This window comes from Pseudomonas fluorescens, assembly GCF_012974785.1.
GTDB lineage: Bacteria > Pseudomonadota > Gammaproteobacteria > Pseudomonadales > Pseudomonadaceae > Aquipseudomonas > Aquipseudomonas fluorescens_BT.
Map to the genome: position 1 here is coordinate 6,199,820 of NZ_CP027561.1, position 18,253 is coordinate 6,218,072.

At 61.1% G+C, this 18,253-nt stretch carries 19 protein-coding genes; 8 read left to right on the forward strand and 11 right to left on the reverse strand.

All coding sequences use genetic code 11. The features are described 5' to 3' along the window. Positions 1-18: 18 nt before the first annotated feature. Both tssB and tssA read right to left on the reverse strand, forming a co-directional pair. Positions 19-522, reverse strand: coding sequence for a type VI secretion system contractile sheath small subunit (gene tssB, locus C6Y56_RS28390; protein WP_003229587.1), 504 nt, complete (start codon positions 520-522; stop codon positions 19-21). Between the two features lie 32 nt (positions 523-554). Then, a complete protein-coding gene (gene tssA, locus C6Y56_RS28395; RefSeq protein ID WP_169432493.1) occupies positions 555-2,117 on the reverse strand; it encodes a type VI secretion system protein TssA in 1,563 nt (520 codons plus the stop codon). Between the two features lie 693 nt (positions 2,118-2,810). Between tssA and C6Y56_RS28400 the strand changes: the two genes are divergently transcribed. The 3 genes from C6Y56_RS28400 to C6Y56_RS28410 are packed head-to-tail and all read left to right on the forward strand — an operon-like array spanning position 2,811 to position 4,970. Continuing rightward, a complete protein-coding gene (locus C6Y56_RS28400) occupies positions 2,811-3,443 on the forward strand; it encodes a CDP-alcohol phosphatidyltransferase family protein (RefSeq protein ID WP_169432494.1) in 633 nt (210 codons plus the stop codon). Continuing rightward, entirely contained in the window at positions 3,430-4,029 is a 600-nt protein-coding gene (locus C6Y56_RS28405; protein WP_169432495.1) for a lysophospholipid acyltransferase family protein, read from the forward strand. Before C6Y56_RS28400 ends, C6Y56_RS28405 begins: the two co-directional genes overlap by 14 nt. Continuing rightward, complete coding sequence (locus C6Y56_RS28410) at positions 4,026-4,970, forward strand: phosphatidate cytidylyltransferase (protein ID WP_039765128.1); 945 nt, start codon at positions 4,026-4,028, stop codon at positions 4,968-4,970. The genes C6Y56_RS28405 and C6Y56_RS28410 overlap by 4 nt, the downstream gene beginning before the upstream one ends. Before the next feature lie 99 nt (positions 4,971-5,069). On the opposite strand, the gene C6Y56_RS28415 is transcribed toward C6Y56_RS28410, so the two are convergent. The 3 genes from C6Y56_RS28415 to C6Y56_RS28425 all read right to left on the reverse strand — a co-directional run bounded on the left by C6Y56_RS28415 (position 5,070) and on the right by C6Y56_RS28425 (position 6,872). After that, a complete protein-coding gene (locus C6Y56_RS28415) occupies positions 5,070-5,345 on the reverse strand; it encodes an HU family DNA-binding protein (RefSeq protein WP_003213368.1) in 276 nt (91 codons plus the stop codon). Between the two features lie 190 nt (positions 5,346-5,535). Beyond that, positions 5,536-6,684, reverse strand: coding sequence for an NAD(P)/FAD-dependent oxidoreductase (locus C6Y56_RS28420; RefSeq protein ID WP_169432496.1), 1,149 nt, complete (start codon positions 6,682-6,684; stop codon positions 5,536-5,538). A gap of 20 nt (positions 6,685-6,704) precedes the next feature. Further along, complete coding sequence (locus C6Y56_RS28425) at positions 6,705-6,872, reverse strand: rubredoxin (RefSeq protein ID WP_169432497.1); 168 nt, start codon at positions 6,870-6,872, stop codon at positions 6,705-6,707. A 199-nt stretch (positions 6,873-7,071) separates the two neighbouring features. Here C6Y56_RS28425 and C6Y56_RS28430 point away from each other — a divergent pair, with 199 nt between their 5' ends. Together C6Y56_RS28430 and ubiA are read left to right on the forward strand one after the other, a co-directional pair. After that, positions 7,072-7,623, forward strand: a complete 552-nt coding sequence (locus C6Y56_RS28430) for a chorismate lyase (RefSeq protein WP_169432498.1) — start codon at positions 7,072-7,074, stop codon at positions 7,621-7,623. After that, positions 7,623-8,513: a 4-hydroxybenzoate octaprenyltransferase gene (ubiA, locus tag C6Y56_RS28435; protein ID WP_169432499.1), complete on the forward strand. Its 891-nt coding sequence runs from the start codon at positions 7,623-7,625 to the stop codon at positions 8,511-8,513. The genes C6Y56_RS28430 and ubiA overlap by 1 nt, the downstream gene beginning before the upstream one ends. A gap of 51 nt (positions 8,514-8,564) precedes the next feature. Here ubiA and C6Y56_RS28440 read toward each other — a convergent pair whose 3' ends face one another. Further along, positions 8,565-8,948 carry a COG4315 family predicted lipoprotein gene (locus C6Y56_RS28440; RefSeq protein WP_169432500.1) on the reverse strand — a complete coding sequence of 128 codons (384 nt, stop codon included), beginning with the start codon at positions 8,946-8,948 and terminating at the stop codon, positions 8,565-8,567. 151 nt (positions 8,949-9,099) lie between these two features. Between C6Y56_RS28440 and phoB the strand changes: the two genes are divergently transcribed. From phoB to C6Y56_RS28455, 3 genes are all read left to right on the forward strand, one after another. Next, complete coding sequence (gene phoB / locus C6Y56_RS28445) at positions 9,100-9,789, forward strand: phosphate regulon transcriptional regulator PhoB (protein WP_007896474.1); 690 nt, start codon at positions 9,100-9,102, stop codon at positions 9,787-9,789. Between the two features lie 74 nt (positions 9,790-9,863). Continuing rightward, positions 9,864-11,150 (forward strand): phosphate regulon sensor histidine kinase PhoR, encoded by a 1,287-nt coding sequence (gene phoR, locus C6Y56_RS28450; protein ID WP_249314461.1) that lies wholly within the window; start codon positions 9,864-9,866, stop codon positions 11,148-11,150. Positions 11,151-11,261: 111 nt separating this feature from the next. Next, positions 11,262-12,602 carry a hemolysin family protein gene (locus C6Y56_RS28455; protein WP_169432502.1) on the forward strand — a complete coding sequence of 447 codons (1,341 nt, stop codon included), beginning with the start codon at positions 11,262-11,264 and terminating at the stop codon, positions 12,600-12,602. Positions 12,603-12,609: 7 nt separating this feature from the next. Here the strand turns inward: C6Y56_RS28455 and C6Y56_RS28460 are convergent, their stop codons facing one another. The 5 genes from C6Y56_RS28460 to pstA form a co-directional block, all read right to left on the reverse strand. Then, complete coding sequence (locus tag C6Y56_RS28460; protein WP_119426844.1) at positions 12,610-13,506, reverse strand: peptidoglycan DD-metalloendopeptidase family protein; 897 nt, start codon at positions 13,504-13,506, stop codon at positions 12,610-12,612. Positions 13,507-13,692: 186 nt separating this feature from the next. After that, on the reverse strand, positions 13,693-14,640 hold the full coding sequence (locus C6Y56_RS28465; protein WP_169432503.1) for a response regulator: 948 nt from the start codon (positions 14,638-14,640) through the stop codon (positions 13,693-13,695). A gap of 187 nt (positions 14,641-14,827) precedes the next feature. Continuing rightward, the gene (gene phoU / locus C6Y56_RS28470) at positions 14,828-15,589 is read right to left on the reverse strand and encodes a phosphate signaling complex protein PhoU (RefSeq protein ID WP_065258232.1); all 762 of its coding nucleotides are present in this window, start codon (positions 15,587-15,589) and stop codon (positions 14,828-14,830) included. 74 nt (positions 15,590-15,663) lie between these two features. Further along, positions 15,664-16,497 (reverse strand): phosphate ABC transporter ATP-binding protein PstB, encoded by an 834-nt coding sequence (gene pstB, locus C6Y56_RS28475; RefSeq protein ID WP_065258233.1) that lies wholly within the window; start codon positions 16,495-16,497, stop codon positions 15,664-15,666. Between the two features lie 82 nt (positions 16,498-16,579). Then, positions 16,580-18,250, reverse strand: a complete 1,671-nt coding sequence (gene pstA, locus C6Y56_RS28480) for a phosphate ABC transporter permease PstA (RefSeq protein ID WP_169432504.1) — start codon at positions 18,248-18,250, stop codon at positions 16,580-16,582. Positions 18,251-18,253 lie beyond the last annotated feature (3 nt).

Here is an 18,253-nt window from a genome sequence, read left to right on the forward strand (position 1 = left end):
TCCTTGGCTGCTGGAGTCTCAAGCGTCCGGGGCTGCGGCGTTCAGGCCCAGCTCACCGAGTACGCGACCGCGGGATTCATCGTCGGCGAGCACGCCTTCGATGGCTTTACGGAACGCAGGTGCGTTACCCAGCGGGCCTTTGAGGGCCACCAGCGCGTCGCGCAGTTCCATCAGTTTTTTCAGCTCAGGCACTTGCTCGACCAGGCTGGCCGGGTTGAAGTCCTTCATGGAGTTGACGCGCAGTTGCACGGCCAGCTCGTCGGCCTCGCCATCTTCCTGCAGACGGTTCGGCACGCTCAGCGTCAGACCCAGCTCTTGCTTGGCCAGCACTTCGTCGAAGGTCATCTTGTCGATGCTGATCGGCTTGCGATCCTCGATCTTGCGATCGTCCTTGCGGTGGGTGTAGTCACCGATTGCCAGCAGCTTCAGCGGCAGTTCAATCTCTTCCTGAGCACCGCCGGTGGCGGGTTTGAAGGTGACGTTGATGCGTTCCTTGGGGGCTACCGAGCCTTCTTTGGCCATGGCTTTTCTCCTTGCGGTTGTGGCCCTGGGGCCTATTCGAGTACCACTTCGAGGTCGAGGTGGCACAGCCTGCGATAAATCTCTTCCTTGCGTTCACGTACGGCATGGTTCTGCGGCAACAACTCGCAGCAACTGTGCAGCAGGTGCAGCACTTCCAATGCAAGATCGGGCTCCCAGGCGTGCAGGCCTGAGTCCTGTAATGTCTGATCGAGGGTTTCGAGCTGGTTCTTGGCCAGTTCGTATTTCTTGGCCAGGAAGCACAGCCGCGCGAGGGCGAACTGCCAGAAGAAGCGTTCGCGGCCGCCGTGCGCCGATTGCAGACCCTGCTTGAGGATCTGCACCGCGGGCTTGAGGCCTTCCTTGCGCAGGATCGGCTGGACTTCTTCGAGGGCCTTTTCCCAGGCTGGCTGGGTTTCGGCGTTTTCGGTTTCGACCTTGCGCGGCGCGCTGGCGCTTTGCAGGTGCGGCATGACGTTGGCGGCGATCCACGCCCGGGTGGACGGATCGGCGAACGGCGCGCCGTCATGGAAACGCAGCTCAATGATGCCGGGCAGGCGCTGAATCAAAAGCGCGAAGTGGATTTCCACTTCGCGCATGGCCAGCTCGGCGTTGAGGTTCTGGAGACATTCCCAGACCATCCTCTGGCCATCGAACCAGAATGGCGCCTTCGCCAGGCTCGCCTCCAGTTCCACCAGTAGGTCGGCGTATTTGCCCTGATCGAAACGGTCCTGATACTGCTTGAGCTTGTCGACCGGCAACCCACGCAACACAGTGATCTGCTCGGCGTTGCGCTCGGGCACCGCGTCGATCGTCATCCACAGCAAGGTGCGGTTGAGGCGCAGGGCGCGCAGGTCTGTGGCTTTCTGCTTGAGCCACCAGGCGCACAACGGACGGGCGCTTTCCTGCTGGGCGCGCAGGGCCTTGTGGGCTTCTTTCTCGTTGTCGATCGGCGCGCCGGGGGCCAGCAACTGAGTTGCCGCCTGCTTGACCTGGGCCACCGCAGCCCCCACCACGCCGGGCGCCGGCTGGTTGTCGGCGGCGCGCTGGATCATGGTTTTCAGACGGCGGGAAAGCGGCAGCAACAACGGTGCATCATCGCCCAGATGCTCGGTGCAGGCCGCGTCGAGACCGGACAGGTGTTCGGACAACTGCCGGAACATCGGCAGCTGTTCCTTGATCGCGATGTTCTCGGTGATCACCTGCTCAAGACGCGGCACCAGCCAGCCGATGGCGGCGGCCCGGGTGCGGGGTTTGAGCGGGTGAATCTCGGCCCAGTTGTTTTCCGACAGATGGTGCAGAAAACCGAGGCCGGCCAGCAGGCCGGGGAAGGATTCGCGCTGGTACAGCGACCAGGTCAGCCAGGCGCCGACACGCAAATCCTTGGATTGGGTACGCAGGAGGTTTTCGCTGTTTTCGCGAATTTTCAGCCAGTCGATCTGCCCGCTTTCGTGCATCGACGAGGCTTTGGCCAGCTCGCTTTCCAGGGCCTCGAATTCGCTCGAGAAACGAACGTCTTCACCCGCAAAATTCTCTTTGGAAACAGAGACTTTAGCGAGTTCGAGGTAATGGGCGGAAAGTTTGCTTGAGTAGGACATCCATGGCCTTTATTTGGATTACGGTCGTGCGCCTATTGGAGTTGCAGCAGCGCGGGACAGTATCGAAGAGCAGTCGGAAGACTCATCCAATTGAGTGTGTGCTCTTTCAAGTGGGCGCATCGTAATCACTATGATGGCCACTAGCAAGCATCTGATTAAACAACAAGACGAACTGTTCATTGGGCGCTGTAGGAGATCGCCCTATATGTGTCAGGGGTTTCCCTGATTTCCGCTTATATCAAACGAGCCGTTCAAACCACGGCGTAACCGGCGTCCCAGAGCGGCTGCCCGAAACCCGCCGAAGCCTCCTTGAACGCACGTTCCAAAACACGAACGAAAGCATGACAACACTGGAAAGAAAATAAAGTAGGAATCTTCCGAAAACGGACAGGCATCTTTAAACAAATCCCGGACGACAACAGGCAACAATAAAAGTGCCATCAATTTGATGGCAGCTCACACTTTGCATACTTCACAAGACTTCTTTTTCCGCACAATTGCAGGACTTCATGCAAGTCGCCGTCTTTTCGTCAATCGATCCACCCTGCGTAAGCACACACTTTTGATGTGGATTGTTCTGACAAATGTCGCGGACCTGTTCTTACATCAATATATTTCATGCTGCGAACGTGCCTTTATATTGCCAGCCTCAGTCATCAATTGACGGCTTACCACTGATACGGACATTGGCAAATGGATGAAAACAGACGGCCCATCAAGACCCGCTCGGCGGGCTGGGCGAAACGCTTCACGGATGAACTGGTCAAGCGGGACATCTCCCCCAACCAGATCTCCGTCATCAGCATGCTCTTCGCGCTGTTCGGCGCGGTGACGCTGTACATCGATAACGGCGTGGCCGGTTCGATCCTGTGCATCGCCGGCATTCAACTGCGGCTGCTTTGCAATCTGTTCGACGGGATGGTGGCGATCGAAGGCGGCAAGCAGTCGGCCATCGGCAGCCTGTACAACGAGTTTCCGGATCGGGTCGCGGACAGCCTGCTGATCGTCGGGCTGGGTTTTGCCATCGGCCAGTCCGATCTTGGCTGGTTTGCCGCACTGGCTGCCGCGCTCACGGCGTATGTCCGGGTGTTCGGTGGTTCACTCGGGCTCACCCAGAGCTTCATGGGGCCGATGGCCAAGCAGCACCGGATGGCGGTGATGACCGTGGCGTTGCTATTGAACGTGTTCGAAACCATCTACTACGCGACCCACTACGCTTTGCTGATCGCGCTGGTGATCATCGCCCTTGGCTCCGTCGCGACCTGCGTGACACGCACCCTGGCCATCGCCAGACAACTGAAGGGGAATGCCCATGTGGATCAGTAATGCGCTGATTTCGGTGCTGCGCTTCTTGATCGGCGTGACCGCCCGCTGGGAAAGCCCGCCGGATCTCACGCGCCAGCGCATCTACTACGCCAACCACACCAGCCATATGGACACCTTGGCAATCATCGCCGCACTGCCACCGGAAGCCCGATTGAACGTGAAACCGGTGGCGGCTGCCGACTACTGGGGCAAGAACCGTTTTCTGTCATATATCTCGCTGAAAGGACTGAATGCGGTGCTGATCGAGCGCAATCCGGCGCCGGGTACCAACGTGCTCGAGCCGATCTTCGATGTGGTGCGGGCCGGTCATTCGATCATCATTTTTCCTGAAGGGACGCGCTCCACTCAGCCACTGCCGGGGGAATTCAAATCCGGAATCTTCCGCCTGGCCGAGACTTTTCCCGACGTCGATCTGGTGCCGATCTACCTGGAAAACCTGCATCGCTCGATGCCCAAGGGCAAACATGTGCCGCTGCCGATCATCTGTACGATCCGCATCGGCGACCCGCTGCAAAGAATTACCGGCGAGGAAAAAAAGGCGTTTCTGGAACGGGCGCGTGACGCCATCGTGAGGTTGTCGAAATGAGTCTGGAAACCAAGTTCCTGTGGTTCTTCGCGGCAATCGCCGGGTTGCTCGCGGTGGCTTCGCTGATTGGCGGCGTACTGGCACGCCGGGCGAAGAGCGAAAGCTCGATCGCGACCATCGAAAACCTCAACCAGCGCGTGAATGCCTGGTGGGGGATGGTCATTATTTTCTTCGTCTCCTGGCTGCTGGGCCCCAATGCGACGGTGGTGCTGTTCGGCTTCATTTCGCTGTTTGCGCTGCGCGAGTTCATCACCCTGACACCGACCGCGCGCGGTGACCATAACGCGCTTTTTTCGGCGTTTTTCATTCTGATCCCGCTGCAATACCTGCTGATCGGCACCCATTGGTATTCGATGTTCACGCTGCTGGTGCCGGTGTACGCGTTCCTGCTGCTGCCGGCGATTGCCGTGCTGAGCCAGGACACCGAGGGCTTCCTCGAGCGCACGGCAAAGATTCAGTGGGGCGTGATGATCTGCATCTACTGCATCAGCCATGCGCCGGCGCTGCTGTTGCTGGATCTGCAGGGTTTCCAGGGTCAGAACGCCCTGCTGCTGTTCTACCTGGTGTTCGTGGTGCAGATGAGCGACGTGTTGCAGTACGTGTTCGGCAAGCTCTTCGGCAAACGCAAGGTTGCGCCGCTGGTGAGCCCGTCGAAAACCGTGGAAGGACTGGTCGGCGGCGGATTGTCCGCCACGCTGATCGGTGGCTGCATGTTCTGGATGACACCGTTCAGCTTCTGGCAGTCGTTGCTGATGTCGCTGGTCATCGTGGTCATGGGCTTCCTCGGCGGTCTGGTCATGTCGGCGATCAAACGCAGCCTGAGCGCCAAGGACTGGGGCACGATGATCAAGGGCCACGGCGGGATGCTCGACCGGATGGACTCGATCTGTTTCGCCGCGCCGATCTTCTTCCACCTGACCCGGTACTTCTTTTCGGCCTGATCCGGACGCAATCATCAGCCACAAAAAATGGGCATCCGACCGCAATCGGTATGCCCATTTTTCATGCAGCGCGCCCGGCTGACCGGGCGCTCGCCGCCATTACGGATTGACGCTGTCTTTCAACGATTTGCCTGGCTTGAACGCAACGGTGTTGCTGGCCTTGATCTTCACCGGTTCACCGGTTTGCGGGTTTTTGCCGGTGCGGGCGCCGCGGTGGCGTTGCAGGAAGGTGCCGAAGCCCACCAGCGTGACGCTGTCCTTGCGGTGCAGGGCGCCGGTGATTTCTTCGAGAACGGCGTTGAGAACGCGGTTGGCCTGTTCTTTGGTCAGATCTGCTTTTTCAGCGATTGCAGCGGCGAGTTCTGGTTTACGCATTAGTGAAGCCCCTTTGACGGTTTTTTGTTGTTATGTCCGTGCTGTTCTCGTTGGAACAGCGCCCAAGGCGCCGCAGGCTCTACTCTGCGGCAGACGGGAGTGAGGATGGCACGCGGTTAAGGGCGGCGCCAGTCTCCCCGCGACCTTTGTGGGGGCAAAAGCGGGGTGATTCCGACAGAACGACCGGTATTTACGCCAGCAAGGCCGGAAGCTGTTTGTTCAGTGCGAGTTTTTCCATCACCGCTGCACCGGTCAGCGCGTAACCGAGGAGCTGACCATCGGCGCTGTGGCACAGGGCCTTGATGTCGGCGCCCTGCCCTTCAACGGTCCAGACACCTTCTCTGCCCCGTGGCGGTGGCGAAACGACCAACGGGCACACCGGGGTTTTCACGGTAATGGGCATCGGGCCGTAGCTCACCGCCGTCGCATTGCCCGCCAGGGTTTGTGCCAACGCACGCGCACAGCTCATGAGGGGCATGACGTACAGAAGATTCAGCCCGTCGACCTCGGCGCAGTCGCCCAGGGCGTAAATGTTGGCGTGAGAAGTTTGCAGGTGACGGTCGACCACTACACCACGATTGGTCTGGATGCCGGCAGCCGCTGCCAGATCGATGCGCGGGCGCAGGCCGATGGCCGACACCACCACATCGCACGGAATCACCTGACCATCGGAGAGGTGTGCTTCCAGCCCATCAGCGACCTTTTGCAATCGGGTCAGCACCGGACCGAGGTGGAAGCGCGCGCCGAGGCTTTCCAGCCCGGCCTGCACCGCTGCGGCGGCGGACGGGTGCAACAGGGTCGGCATCACTTGTTCGCACGGTGCAACCAGTTGCACCTCATAGCCGCCCAGAATCAGGTCGTTGGCGAATTCGCAGCCGATCAGGCCGGCACCGAGCAGCAACACCCGACGCTTGTCTGCCGCTGCAGCACGAAAACGTGCGTAATCTTCGAGGTCGTTGATCGGGAACACCAGATCCCCGCCGTCGCCCTCGATCGGCACACGCACGGTTTCCGCGCCCCAGGCGAGGATCAGGTCGCGATAACTCACCGCTTCCTCACCGATCCACAGGCGCTTGTGGCCCGGATCGATGCCGCTGATGCGGGTGTGGGTGCGGATCTCGGCGTTCAGTTGCTCGGCCATGGCACCCGGCTCGGCCATGCTCAGGCCGTCGGCGTCCTTGTTCTTGCCGAAACCGGTGGACAGCATCGGCTTGGAGTAGGAACGTCCGTCATCGGCGGTAATCAGCAGCAGCGGGGTTTCGCCATCGAGTTTGCGAAACTCGCGGGCCAGGTTGTAACCCGCAAGCCCGGTGCCGACGATTACGACAGGTGCGTTCATGCCTTACTCCTTGTTGATGCTCAGTTGATTTCGATCATTTCGAAGTCCATCTTGCCAACGCCGCAGTCCGGGCACAGCCAGTCTTCCGGCACATCCTGCCAGGCGGTGCCCGGCGCAATGCCGTCATCCGGCCAACCTTCGGCTTCGTTGTAGATCAGGCCACAGACGATGCATTGCCACTTCTTCATTCAGGTACTTCCTCAGGATTCAGGCGTTGTCCGGCACGGACGGTCGATGGTGCTGCGCTGCCATCCGGCTCAGGGCGTTTTGTACTGATCGAACCGACCGGATGCAAGCCTGTTCGGCGCAATGGCGGCCCGGATCAATCAAACTCGCGGTTTGCCATGGTAAGCTCGCCGCCTCATTTGCTGCCAATACTGACTCATTGTGCAACACACAAACGCTCCGCTGTGGCGCCCGCAAAGCGAACTGACACCCCTCCCCGACACATCCACGCTCGACTGGCTGTTCGACGAAGGCTCCCTGACCCGCCGCCTGACGCGCCTGTCCGATGACGGCTTCAGTGTCACGCCGCTGTTCGAGGGCTGGCAGACCCTGCGCGACGACGAATGCGCAGCGCTGGAACTGGCCGAAGGCAGCGAAGGCTGGGTGCGCGAGGTGTATCTGCGCGGTCATGACGAGGCCTGGGTGTTCGCCCGCAGCGTGGCGTCGCGCAGTGCCTTGCAGGGCGACGGGTTGCACATGGATGAACTGGGCAGCCGCTCGCTGGGCGAACTGCTGTTCTGCGATCACGCCTTCCAGCGTCGCGCCATCGAAGTCTGCCATTACCCGGAGCACTGGCTGCCCGAAGGTTCCCGGGCTGCCGGTCTGTGGGGCCGCCGCTCACGTTTCGACCGTGGGGCATTGAGCGTACTGGTGGCGGAGATTTTCCTGCCTACGCTGTGGGAAGCCGTCCGCGCCCGTCCGGAGAACTGCTGATGTATCAAAGCCTGCTCAAATCCCTGAATCGCTTGAACCCGCGCGCCTGGGACTTCATCCAGTTGACCCGGATGGACAAGCCGATCGGCATTTACCTGCTGCTGTGGCCGACGCTCTGGGCCCTGTGGATTGCCGGCAAAGGTTCGCCATCACTGGCCAACATCGTGATTTTCGTCCTCGGCGTGGTATTGACCCGCGCCGGCGGCTGCGTGATCAACGACTGGGCCGACCGCAAGGTCGACGGCCACGTCAAACGCACTGCGCAGCGGCCTATTGCTGCCGGCAAGATCAGCTCGAAAGAGGCACTGGTGTTCTTCGCCCTGCTGATGGGCGTGAGTTTCCTGCTGGTGCTGTGCACCAACGCCGCGACGATCTGGCTGTCGCTGGGGGGGCTGGCGCTGGCGTTCACCTATCCGTTCATGAAGCGCTACACCTATTACCCGCAAGTGGTGCTGGGGGCGGCGTTTTCCTGGGGCATGCCGATGGCCTTCACCGCCGAGACCGGTGAGTTGCCGGCGACGGCCTGGCTGCTGTGGATCGCCAATCTGCTGTGGACGGTGGGCTACGACACCTATTACGCAATGACCGACCGCGACGATGACTTGAAGATCGGCGTGAAATCCACGGCGATCCTGTTCGGCGAGGCGGACCGGGTGATCATCCTGACCTTGCAGGCACTGTCACTGGGCTGCCTGTTGCTGGCCGGGTCGAAATTCGAGCTGGGGATGTGGTTCCACCTCGGCCTGCTGGTGGCGGCCGGGTGCTACGCCTGGGAGTTCTGGTACACCCGCGACCGGGACCGGATGCGTTGCTTCAAGGCGTTCCTGCACAACCACTGGGCCGGGCTGGCGATTTTCGTCGGGATCGTGCTGGATTACGCGTTGCGCTGAAGTGCATGACCTGTGGGAGCGGGCTTGCTCGCTCCCACAGGGAATTTGCGTTTATTTGTGCTCGCGAACCACGTGCCACGCTTCCATCTTGCCGTCGCCCATCATGTCACCAGGCTTGGCGTCCATCTTGAAGGTATACAGCGGCTTGCCGTCGTAGGCGTATTGCATCTTGCCGTCATCGCGCTTGATCACCGTCCACTTGCCTTCCGCCTTCGCACCTGCCGGCGCCATCATCGGTGGCCAGTTATCGGCGCACTTGTCATTGCACATCGACTTGCCGCCCGCGTCCTTGTCGAACGTATAAACGGTCATGCCTTTGTGATCGACCATCATGCCGTCTTTCATCATGGCCGGCTCGGCCGCCATCGCCAGTCCAGGCAAAGCCAGGGCGGCAGCCATCAGCAAAGCCTTAAAGGAAGCAGTCATTTGTGTCATGGAAACCTTCTCTTGTGGTTGTCAGGATTCGGACTTAGAGCTTAGTTCAGGATTCGCACAATCGCCGCCGGACTAAAATACTGTCACACGACTGCAATAATTCCGTTATCTAATGCGGCGCAAGACAGTTAAATGACAAGAGGATTAAGGCATGGTTGGCAGGAGCATTCTGATCGTCGACGACGAAGCGCCCATTCGCGAAATGATCGCCGTTGCGTTGGAAATGGCCGGCTATGACTGCCTTGAGGCAGAGAACTCGCAGCAGGCTCACGCCATCATCGTCGACCGCAAACCGGATCTGATCCTGCTCGACTGGATGCTGCCCGGCACCTCCGGCATCGAGCTGGCCCGCCGCCTCAAGCGTGACGAGCTGACCGGGGACATCCCGATCATCATGCTCACGGCCAAGGGTGAAGAAGACAACAAGATCCAGGGTCTGGAAGTCGGTGCCGACGACTACATCACCAAACCGTTTTCCCCGCGTGAACTGGTGGCACGCCTGAAGGCCGTGCTGCGTCGTGCCGGCCCGACCGATGGCGAAGCACCGATCGAAGTCGGCGGCCTGCTGCTCGACCCGATCAGCCACCGCGTGACCATCGACGGCAAACCTGCCGAGATGGGCCCGACCGAATACCGACTACTGCAATTCTTCATGACCCACCAGGAACGTGCCTACACCCGTGGCCAGTTGCTGGACCAGGTCTGGGGCGGCAACGTCTATGTTGAAGAGCGCACCGTCGACGTGCACATCCGGCGCCTGCGCAAGGCCCTCGGCGATGCCTACGAAAATCTGGTACAAACCGTGCGCGGCACCGGCTACCGGTTTTCCACCAAGGCCTGAGCCGACCGCCAGACCCGCTGACAAGGACCGTATTCCCCGTGAACCAAAACTGGCATGGCACCCTGATTCGCCACATGCTGTTGCTGGTCACCGCCTGCCTGGTGATCGGCCTGATCACCGGCTACTACGGCTGGAGCCTCGCAGCGGGCCTGGGCCTGTACCTGGCCTGGACGCTCAAGCAACTGCTGCGCCTGCACGAATGGCTGCGCCTGCACCAACCCGATGAAGCCCCCCCCGATGGCTACGGCCTGTGGGGCGAAGTATTCGACAGCATCTACCACCTGCAACGCCGCGACCAACGGGTGCGCGGGCGCCTGCAAGCAGTGATCGACCGCGTCCAGGAGTCCACCGCCGCACTGAAAGACGCGGTGATCATGCTCGACAGCGACGGCAACCTCGAGTGGTGGAACCGCGCCGCCGAAACCCTGCTCGGCCTGAAAACCCCGCAGGACAGCGGTCAGCCAGTGACCAACCTCGTACGCCATCCGCGCTTCAAGGAATACTTCGAGCAGGAAAGTTACGCCGAACCGCTGGAAATCCCTTCGCCGACCAACGACCGCGTGCGTATCCAGCTGTACCTCACGCGCTACGGCAATAACGAACACCTGATGCTGGTGCGCGATGTCACGCGCATCCATCAGCTGGAGCAGATGCGCAAGGACTTCATCGCCAACGTCTCCCACGAGCTGCGCACCCCGCTGACGGTGATCTGCGGCTACCTGGAAACCCTGCTCGACAACGTCGAGGAAGTGAACCCGCGCTGGAGCCGCGCGCTGCAGCAGATGCAGCAACAGGGCGGACGCATGCAGACCCTGCTCAACGACTTGCTGCTGCTGGCCAAACTGGAAGCCACCGATTATCCGTCGGACAACCAGCCGGTGCACATCGACACCCTGTTGCGGTCGATCAAAAGCGATGCGCAGCAACTGTCCGGATCGAAGAATCAGAAAATCACCCTGGAAGCCGACGCCAGCATCCTGCTCAAGGGCAGCGAGGCGGAACTGCGCAGCGCGTTTTCCAACCTGGTGTTCAATGCCGTCAAATACACCCCGGCCGAAGGCAATATCCGCATTCGCTGGTGGGGCGACGATCAGGGCGCGCACCTGAGCGTGCAGGATTCCGGGATCGGCATCGACAGCAAACACCTGCCGCGCCTGACCGAACGCTTCTACCGCGTCGACTCCAGCCGCAACTCCAACACCGGCGGCACCGGGCTGGGCCTGGCCATCGTCAAACACGTGCTGCTGCGCCACCGCGCGCGAATGGAGATCAGCAGCGTGCCCGGCCACGGCAGCACGTTCACCTGCCATTTCGCCCCGGCTCAGGTCGCCCAGGCACGGGCCGTCAGCGCCGCTGAGTAACGCCGGACTAGGCAATCGCCAGGTCAGCCGCTACATTGGCTGACTTGCGCCTGCCTTTCAGGTGCGGATTTTTCTTTCTTTCGAATCACACGGAACCCGCAAAACTCCATCATGGACCCTTCCCCTGGCTTGTCCCTCGCAACAATATTCGCCGATTTCGGCATGATTCTTTTCGCTCTGATCCTGGTTTTGCTCAACGGCTTCTTCGTTGCGGCGGAATTCGCCATGGTCAAACTGCGCTCGACCCGGGTCGAAGCCATCGCTGAGCAGCACGGCTGGCGCGGGCACATCCTGCGCACGGTGCACAGTCAGCTCGATGCTTACCTCTCGGCGTGCCAGCTCGGTATCACCCTCGCCTCCCTGGGACTTGGCTGGGTCGGTGAGCCGGCGTTCGCACACATTCTCGAACCGCTGCTGAGCGCGGTCGGCGTGCAGTCGGCCGAAGTCGTCAAAGGCATCTCGTTTTTCACCGCGTTCTTCATCATCTCCTACCTGCACATCGTGGTCGGCGAACTCGCGCCCAAATCCTGGGCGATCCGCAAACCCGAGCTGCTGTCGCTGTGGACGGCGGTGCCGCTGTATCTGTTCTACTGGGCCATGTACCCGGCGATCTACCTGCTCAACGCCAGCGCCAACACCATCCTGCGCATTGCAGGGCAAGGTGAGCCCGGCCCGCATCACGAGCACCATTACAGCCGTGAAGAACTGAAACTGATCCTGCACTCCAGCCGTGGCCAGGACCCGAGCGACCAGGGCATGCGCGTGCTGGCCTCGGCGGTGGAAATGGGTGAGCTGGAAGTGGTCGACTGGGCCAACTCCCGCGAAGACCTGATCACCCTCGAGTTCAACGCACCGCTGAAAGAAATCCTGGCGATGTTCCGTCGCCACAAGTTCAGCCGCTATCCGGTGTACGACAGCGAGCGCAAGGAATTCGTCGGCCTGTTGCACATCAAGGATCTGCTGCTGGAACTGGCGGCGCTGGATCACATTCCCGAGTCGTTCAACCTCGCCGAACTGACCCGCCCGCTGGAGCGCGTGTCGCGGCACATGCCGCTGTCGCAGCTGCTGGAGCAGTTCCGCAAGGGCGGCTCGCACTTCGCCTTGGTCGAAGAGGCCGATGGCAACATCATCGGCTACCTGACCATGGAAGACGTGCTGGAAGTGCTGGTCGGCGACATCCAGGACGAACACCGCAAGGCCGAGCGCGGCATCCTCGCCTACCAGCCGGGCAAGTTGCTCGTACGGGGCGATACACCCCTGTTCAAGGTCGAGCGCCTGCTGGGTATCGATCTGGACCACATTGAGGCCGAAACCCTCGCCGGGCTGATCTACGAAACCCTGAAACGGGTACCGGAAGAGGAAGAAGTGCTGGAAGTCGAAGGCCTGCGCATCATCATCAAGAAGATGAAAGGCCCGAAGATCATTCTGGCCAAGGTGCTGATGCTCGACTGATGGGGGATTACCGCTTGCCCAACGCAAAGTTGGGCAATGCGCCCAGCGGCTGGTTGAACTGATACGGAATCGATACCAGCCCCCCTCCTGTATTGCGCTGCACCACGAAATGCAGGTGCGGGCCGCTGCTGTTGCCGGTGTTGCCGGACAGCGCCAGCGGACTGCCCACCGCCACCCGTTGCCCTTCACGCACACTCACCGACCCTTGCTTGAGATGCAGGTACACACCCATCGTGCCGTCGTCGTGCAGCACCCGCACGAAGTTGCCGGAAGGATCGGTGCCGCGGCCGTTCTGCGAGTTCTCGGTCTTCACCACCACCCCGGCCCTCGCCGCAATGATCGGCGTGCCCACCGGCATGGCGATGTCCATCGCGTATTTGTTCTTCGGCCCATAGTGGCTGTAGTCGCCATTGGCGCCCTGACTCAGGCGGAAGGGCCCGCCACGCCAGGGAAACGGATAGCGATAGCTCTGTGCGGCGCCAGCGGGGTCGCCGAGGGAATACTGGAACTGCGGCGTATACACCAGCGGTTTGCCACCGGACACCGCCGTCAGCAACGCCAGCCGTGTATTGCTGCGCGCCGGCAGCACCCGGCGGATCGTTTCCGTCGGTGCGCCACGCACGTTGCTCATCCCGGTAAACGCCAGCGCAACCTCGACCGGTGCATACAGGTCGTTGCGCACGAACACGACGTCAGTGCCCTTCTGTTTCTTGATGTCGAGATACACCTGACGCTCCAGGCGCTCGACCATCCGGTCCTGAAACACGAACACCTGGGAGCCTTTACTCGGACGGTCGCTGTACGAAACCACTCCGTTGGCATCGGTGGATTTGTAGATCGTCATGGCCACCGTCGAGGTGGAGGCCATGAACAGACCACAGAAAAACAGCAGGCGCAGGGGCATGGGCAAAAGCTCTGTCGAGTAAGGCCTGGGAATGAGCCTAGCAGCTGAAGCAGACCAGGCTAGTCGACAGATGTTTCAAATTTGGCACAGCACAAAACAAAAGGTCGCAGCCCGGGCACTCCCCGCATTGGAATACGATCCGTTGCGGGGGATGCCACATGGCTGCGACCTTTTTGGCCGCGACGCTTACGCGCCCGGAACGAAGTGCTTCTGCGCCGTGCCGCGGGCGATCAGGCGGGAGATGTAGTCGAGCTTCTGCGCGTCCTGGTCGACGAAGCGGAAGGTCAGTTGCAGCCACTCGCTGTCGGGCTTCGGCTCGTGGGCGACCACGGCGTGCAGGTAGCCGTTGAGGCGGGCGATTTCGGCGTTGTCGCCCTGTTCCAGGTCCAGCACGGCGCTGTCGAGGACCTGTGGCAGGCTGTCAGTGCGTTTCACCACCAACAGCGCTTCCTTGATGCTCAAGGCCTTGATCACGCATTGCTGGGTACCGCCCGGCAGGCGCAGTTGGCCCTGACCGCGACCGCCGGCCGGAGCGCTGGAGGCTGCCGGGGCTTTCACCGGCGGGCTGTTGAGCAGGCCACGCTGTGGCGCGGCGGCAGGTGCCGGGGCTGCAGCGGCAGGTTTGGCAAACGGGTTGGCGGCCGGTGCAGCACCGACAACCGCAGCCTTGCCACCGGTCAGCGCGCTCAGGGAGTCGTTGCCGAACGCCGAGTTCATCTTGGTTGGCGCGCTGTTCATCAGGGCATCGAGCTTGCCGATCTTGTTCAGGGCCTGTTTGACCTTGGTCAGCAGTTGCTCGTTGGTGAACGGTTTGCTGACGTAGCCGGAAACACCGGCCTGAATCGCCTGCACGACGTTTTCCTTGTCGCCGCGACTGGTAACCATGATGAACGGCATGGTCTTGAGGTTGTCCTGCTCACGGCACCAGGTCAGCAGCTCGAGGCCGGACATTTCCGGCATTTCCCAGTCGCACAGCACCAGGTCGAAGGCTTCCTTGGCCAGCATGGCCTGGGCCTTCTTGCCGTTGATGGCGTCCTCGGTGCGGATCCCCGGGAAGTAATTACGCAGGCACTTTTTCACCAGGTCACGAATGAACGATGCATCGTCCACGACCAACACACTGATCTTGCTCATCCAACACCCCTATTAAAATCCCGGCAAGCATAACGCTGGCTGATGGCACATTGCCAAAACTCTTCAGTCACGCCGGGACTTTTCGTTCGCGGGTGCTGCTTTAATTCGCTGTTTCATTCGGATCTGCCATGTGAAAGCAGAAACAAAAACGCCCGGCCAAAGGGCCGGGCGCTTTTCTCAGGCAATCTTACTTATCGTCAGCATCGCCCGGAACATTAGCGGTTTCGCCGCTTGTCCCTTCAACTTCTTCTTTCATGCGCTTGAGGCCCATGTGGCGCACGTCGGTGCCGCGCACCAGGTAGATCACCAGCTCCGAGATGTTGCGTGCGTGGTCGCCGATCCGCTCCAGCGAACGCAGGACCCAGATGATGCTCAAGACCCGCGAGATAGAGCGCGGGTCTTCCATCATGAAGGTCGCCAGCTCGCGCAGGGCGGTCTTGTATTCACGGTCGATGATCTTGTCGTACTGTGCCACCGACAGCGCCAGATCGGCATCGAAGCGAGCAAAGGCGTCCAGCGCATCACGCACCATGTTGCGCACCTGGTCGCCGATGTGGCGCACCTCGACGTAACCGCGCGGCGCTTCGCCTTCTTCGCACAGCTGGATCGCACGGCGGGCGATCTTGGTCGCTTCGTCGCCGATACGCTCCAGGTCGATCACCGACTTGGAGATGCTGATGATCAGACGCAGGTCGGACGCCGCCGGCTGACGACGGGCCAGAATGCGCAGGCATTCTTCGTCGATGTTGCGTTCCATCTGGTTGATCTGGTCATCGATTTCGCGCACTTGCTGGGCCAGGCCCGAGTCGGCCTCGATCAGCGCGGTGACCGCGTCGTTGACCTGCTTTTCGACCAGTCCGCCCATGGCCAGCAGGTGGCTGCGCACTTCTTCCAGTTCGGCGTTGAACTGCGCGGAAATGTGATGGGTAAGGCCTTCTTTACTAATCATGTTGGCGTCCTTGGAGCGTCCGGTAAGGTGCGGCGGGCCGCAGCGTCAATTCAGTGAGCGACAACCAGTGTCTGCTAGCCGTAACGACCGGTGATGTAGTCTTCGGTCTGCTTCTTGGCCGGATTGGTGAACAGGGTATCGGTGTCGCCGAATTCCACCAGTTTGCCCATGTACATGAACGCCGTGTAGTCCGACACCCGCGCCGCCTGCTGCATGTTGTGGGTCACGATGACGATGGTGAACTTGGATTTGAGCTCATAGATCAGCTCTTCGACTTTCAGGGTCGAGATCGGGTCGAGGGCCGAGCACGGTTCGTCGAGCAGCAGCACTTCCGGTTCCACGGCGATGGTCCGGGCGATCACCAGACGCTGTTGCTGACCACCCGACAGGCCGAGGGCCGAGTCATGCAGACGGTCTTTCACTTCGTCCCACAGGGCCGCGCCTTTCAATGCCCACTCGACGGCTTCGTCGAGGATGCGCTTCTTGTTGATGCCCTGGATGCGCAGGCCGTAGACCACGTTTTCGTAGATGGTCTTGGGGAACGGGTTAGGCTTCTGGAACACCATGCCGACCCGGCGACGCAGCTCGGCCACGTCTTCGCCCTTGCGGTAGATGTTGTTGCCGTACAGGTTGATCGCGCCTTCGACGCGGCAGCCGTCCACCAGGTCGTTCATGCGGTTGAAGGTCCGCAGCAGCGTGGACTTGCCGCAGCCGGACGGGCCGATGAAGGCGGTCACGCGCTGTTTCGGGATGTTCATGCTGACGTCGTACAGCGCTTGTTTCTCGCCGTAGAACAGGCTCAGGCCCGGCACTTCGATGGCCACGGTTTCCTGCTCGAGGTTCAGGCTCTGCTTGTCGCGGCCCAAGGCAGACATGTTGATGCCATGGGTATGTGTTTCGTGCTGCATGGGAGATCCCCTGTGCTAACAAATTCGGTTCGGTTGGCTGCCGGGATACAGGCTGGCAGCCCTTCAATTCTTGTGACGGCGATCAGCTGTCCAGCGCCTTGTACTTCTCGCGCAGGTGGTTACGGATGTACACCGCCGACAGGTTCAGGGTGGCGATCACCAGTACCAGCAGCAGCGCCGTGGCGTAGACCAGCGGCCGCGCAGCCTCGACGTTCGGGCTCTGGAAGCCGACGTCGTAAATGTGGAAGCCCAGGTGCATGATCTTCTGATCCAGGTGCAGGTACGGGTAGTTGCCGTCCACCGGCAGCGACGGCGCCAGTTTCACCACACCCACCAGCATCAGCGGCGCCACTTCACCGGCGGCGCGAGCCACGGCGAGGATCATGCCGGTCATCATCGCCGGGCTGGCCATCGGCAGCACAATTTTCCACAGGGTTTCAGCCTTGGTCGCGCCGAGGGCCAACGAGCCTTCACGCACGGTGCGCGGGATACGCGCCAGACCTTCTTCGGTGGCCACGATCACCACGGGTACCGCCAGCAGCGCCAGGGTCAACGAAGCCCAGAGCAGACCCGGCGTACCGAAGGTCGGTGCCGGCAGCGCTTCCGGGAAGAACAGACGGTCGAGCGAACCACCCAGCACGTAGACGAAGAAGCCCAGACCGAACACGCCGTAAACAATCGCCGGAACACCCGCCAGGTTGTTCACCGCGATCCGGATAATCCGGGTCAGGGTGTTCTGCCTGGCGTATTCACGCAGGTACACCGCCGCCAGCACGCCGAACGGGGTCACGATCATCGCCATGATCAGAGTCATCATCACGGTGCCGAAGATCGCCGGGAAGATCCCGCCTTCGGTGTTCGCTTCACGCGGGTCGTCAGACAGGAATTCCCAGACCTTGCTGAAGTAGAAACCGATCTTGGTGAAGGTACCCATGGCGTTGGGCTGGTAAGCGTGAACCACTTTGCCCAGGCCGATTTCGATTTCCTTGCCGTTGGCATCCCGAGCGGTCAAAGCGTCGCGGTTGAACTGCGCGTGCAGATCGGCCAGACGCGCCTCGATGTCCTGATAGCGAGCATTCAGCTCGGCGCGCTCGGATTCCATGTCCGCTTGCGCGGTGGCGTCGAGCTTGCCTTCCAGTTCCAGTTTGCGGCCATGCAGGCGGATGCGCTCGAGACCGGCGTTGATCGCGCCGATGTCGGTCTTTTCCAGCGACTTGAGCTGCGCGGCGAGGCCGTTCACGCGGTTGATCCGCGCTTGCAGCTCAGGCCAGGCCGCTTCGCCTTCGGCGATCACCTTGCCGTCCTGCTTGACGTTGACCAGGTAGCCGTAGAAGTTGCCCCACTCACGACGCTCCAGCGCCATCAGCTCCGGCGGATTCGTCTGATTGGTCAGCCACTCGCCGACGATCCAGGTGAAGTCGTTGCCGTTCAGGTCCCGGTTGCCGACCTTGATCAGCTCGCGGGTCATGAATTCCGGGCCCTGGTCAGGCACCGGCAGGCCGGCGCTCTTCAGGCGTGCGCGGGGCACTTCTTCCTTCTGCACCACTTCGCCGATGACCAGGTGATTGCCCTGGCCCGGCACGTCGTAGCTGGCGTGGATCAGGTCCGCCGGCCAGAAGTGACCCAGACCGCGCACGGCAATCACCGCCAGCAGGCCAATGGTCATGATGACCGCGATGGACACCGCGCCACCGCTGATCCAGACGCCCGGGGCGCCGCTCTTGAACCATCCTTTCAGGGAGTTCTGTTTCACAGA

Excerpts from the sequence above, each read along its gene's own strand:
- tssB (WP_003229587.1), bottom strand. The coding sequence starts at position 522 with ATGGCCAAAGAAGGCTCGGTAGCCCCCAAGGAACGCATCAACGTCACC.
- tssA (WP_169432493.1), bottom strand. The coding sequence starts at position 2,117 with ATGTCCTACTCAAGCAAACTTTCCGCCCATTACCTCGAACTCGCTAAA.
- C6Y56_RS28400 (WP_169432494.1), top strand. The coding sequence starts at position 2,811 with ATGGATGAAAACAGACGGCCCATCAAGACCCGCTCGGCGGGCTGGGCG.
- C6Y56_RS28405 (WP_169432495.1), top strand. The coding sequence starts at position 3,430 with ATGTGGATCAGTAATGCGCTGATTTCGGTGCTGCGCTTCTTGATCGGC.
- C6Y56_RS28410 (WP_039765128.1), top strand. The coding sequence starts at position 4,026 with ATGAGTCTGGAAACCAAGTTCCTGTGGTTCTTCGCGGCAATCGCCGGG.
- C6Y56_RS28415 (WP_003213368.1), bottom strand. The coding sequence starts at position 5,345 with ATGCGTAAACCAGAACTCGCCGCTGCAATCGCTGAAAAAGCAGATCTG.
- C6Y56_RS28420 (WP_169432496.1), bottom strand. The coding sequence starts at position 6,684 with ATGAACGCACCTGTCGTAATCGTCGGCACCGGGCTTGCGGGTTACAAC.
- C6Y56_RS28425 (WP_169432497.1), bottom strand. The coding sequence starts at position 6,872 with ATGAAGAAGTGGCAATGCATCGTCTGTGGCCTGATCTACAACGAAGCC.
- ubiA (WP_169432499.1), top strand. The coding sequence starts at position 7,623 with ATGTATCAAAGCCTGCTCAAATCCCTGAATCGCTTGAACCCGCGCGCC.
- C6Y56_RS28440 (WP_169432500.1), bottom strand. The coding sequence starts at position 8,948 with ATGACACAAATGACTGCTTCCTTTAAGGCTTTGCTGATGGCTGCCGCC.
- phoB (WP_007896474.1), top strand. The coding sequence starts at position 9,100 with ATGGTTGGCAGGAGCATTCTGATCGTCGACGACGAAGCGCCCATTCGC.
- phoR (WP_249314461.1), top strand. The coding sequence starts at position 9,864 with ATGCTGTTGCTGGTCACCGCCTGCCTGGTGATCGGCCTGATCACCGGC.
- C6Y56_RS28455 (WP_169432502.1), top strand. The coding sequence starts at position 11,262 with ATGGACCCTTCCCCTGGCTTGTCCCTCGCAACAATATTCGCCGATTTC.
- C6Y56_RS28460 (WP_119426844.1), bottom strand. The coding sequence starts at position 13,506 with ATGCCCCTGCGCCTGCTGTTTTTCTGTGGTCTGTTCATGGCCTCCACC.
- C6Y56_RS28465 (WP_169432503.1), bottom strand. The coding sequence starts at position 14,640 with ATGAGCAAGATCAGTGTGTTGGTCGTGGACGATGCATCGTTCATTCGT.
- phoU (WP_065258232.1), bottom strand. The coding sequence starts at position 15,589 with ATGATTAGTAAAGAAGGCCTTACCCATCACATTTCCGCGCAGTTCAAC.
- pstB (WP_065258233.1), bottom strand. The coding sequence starts at position 16,497 with ATGCAGCACGAAACACATACCCATGGCATCAACATGTCTGCCTTGGGC.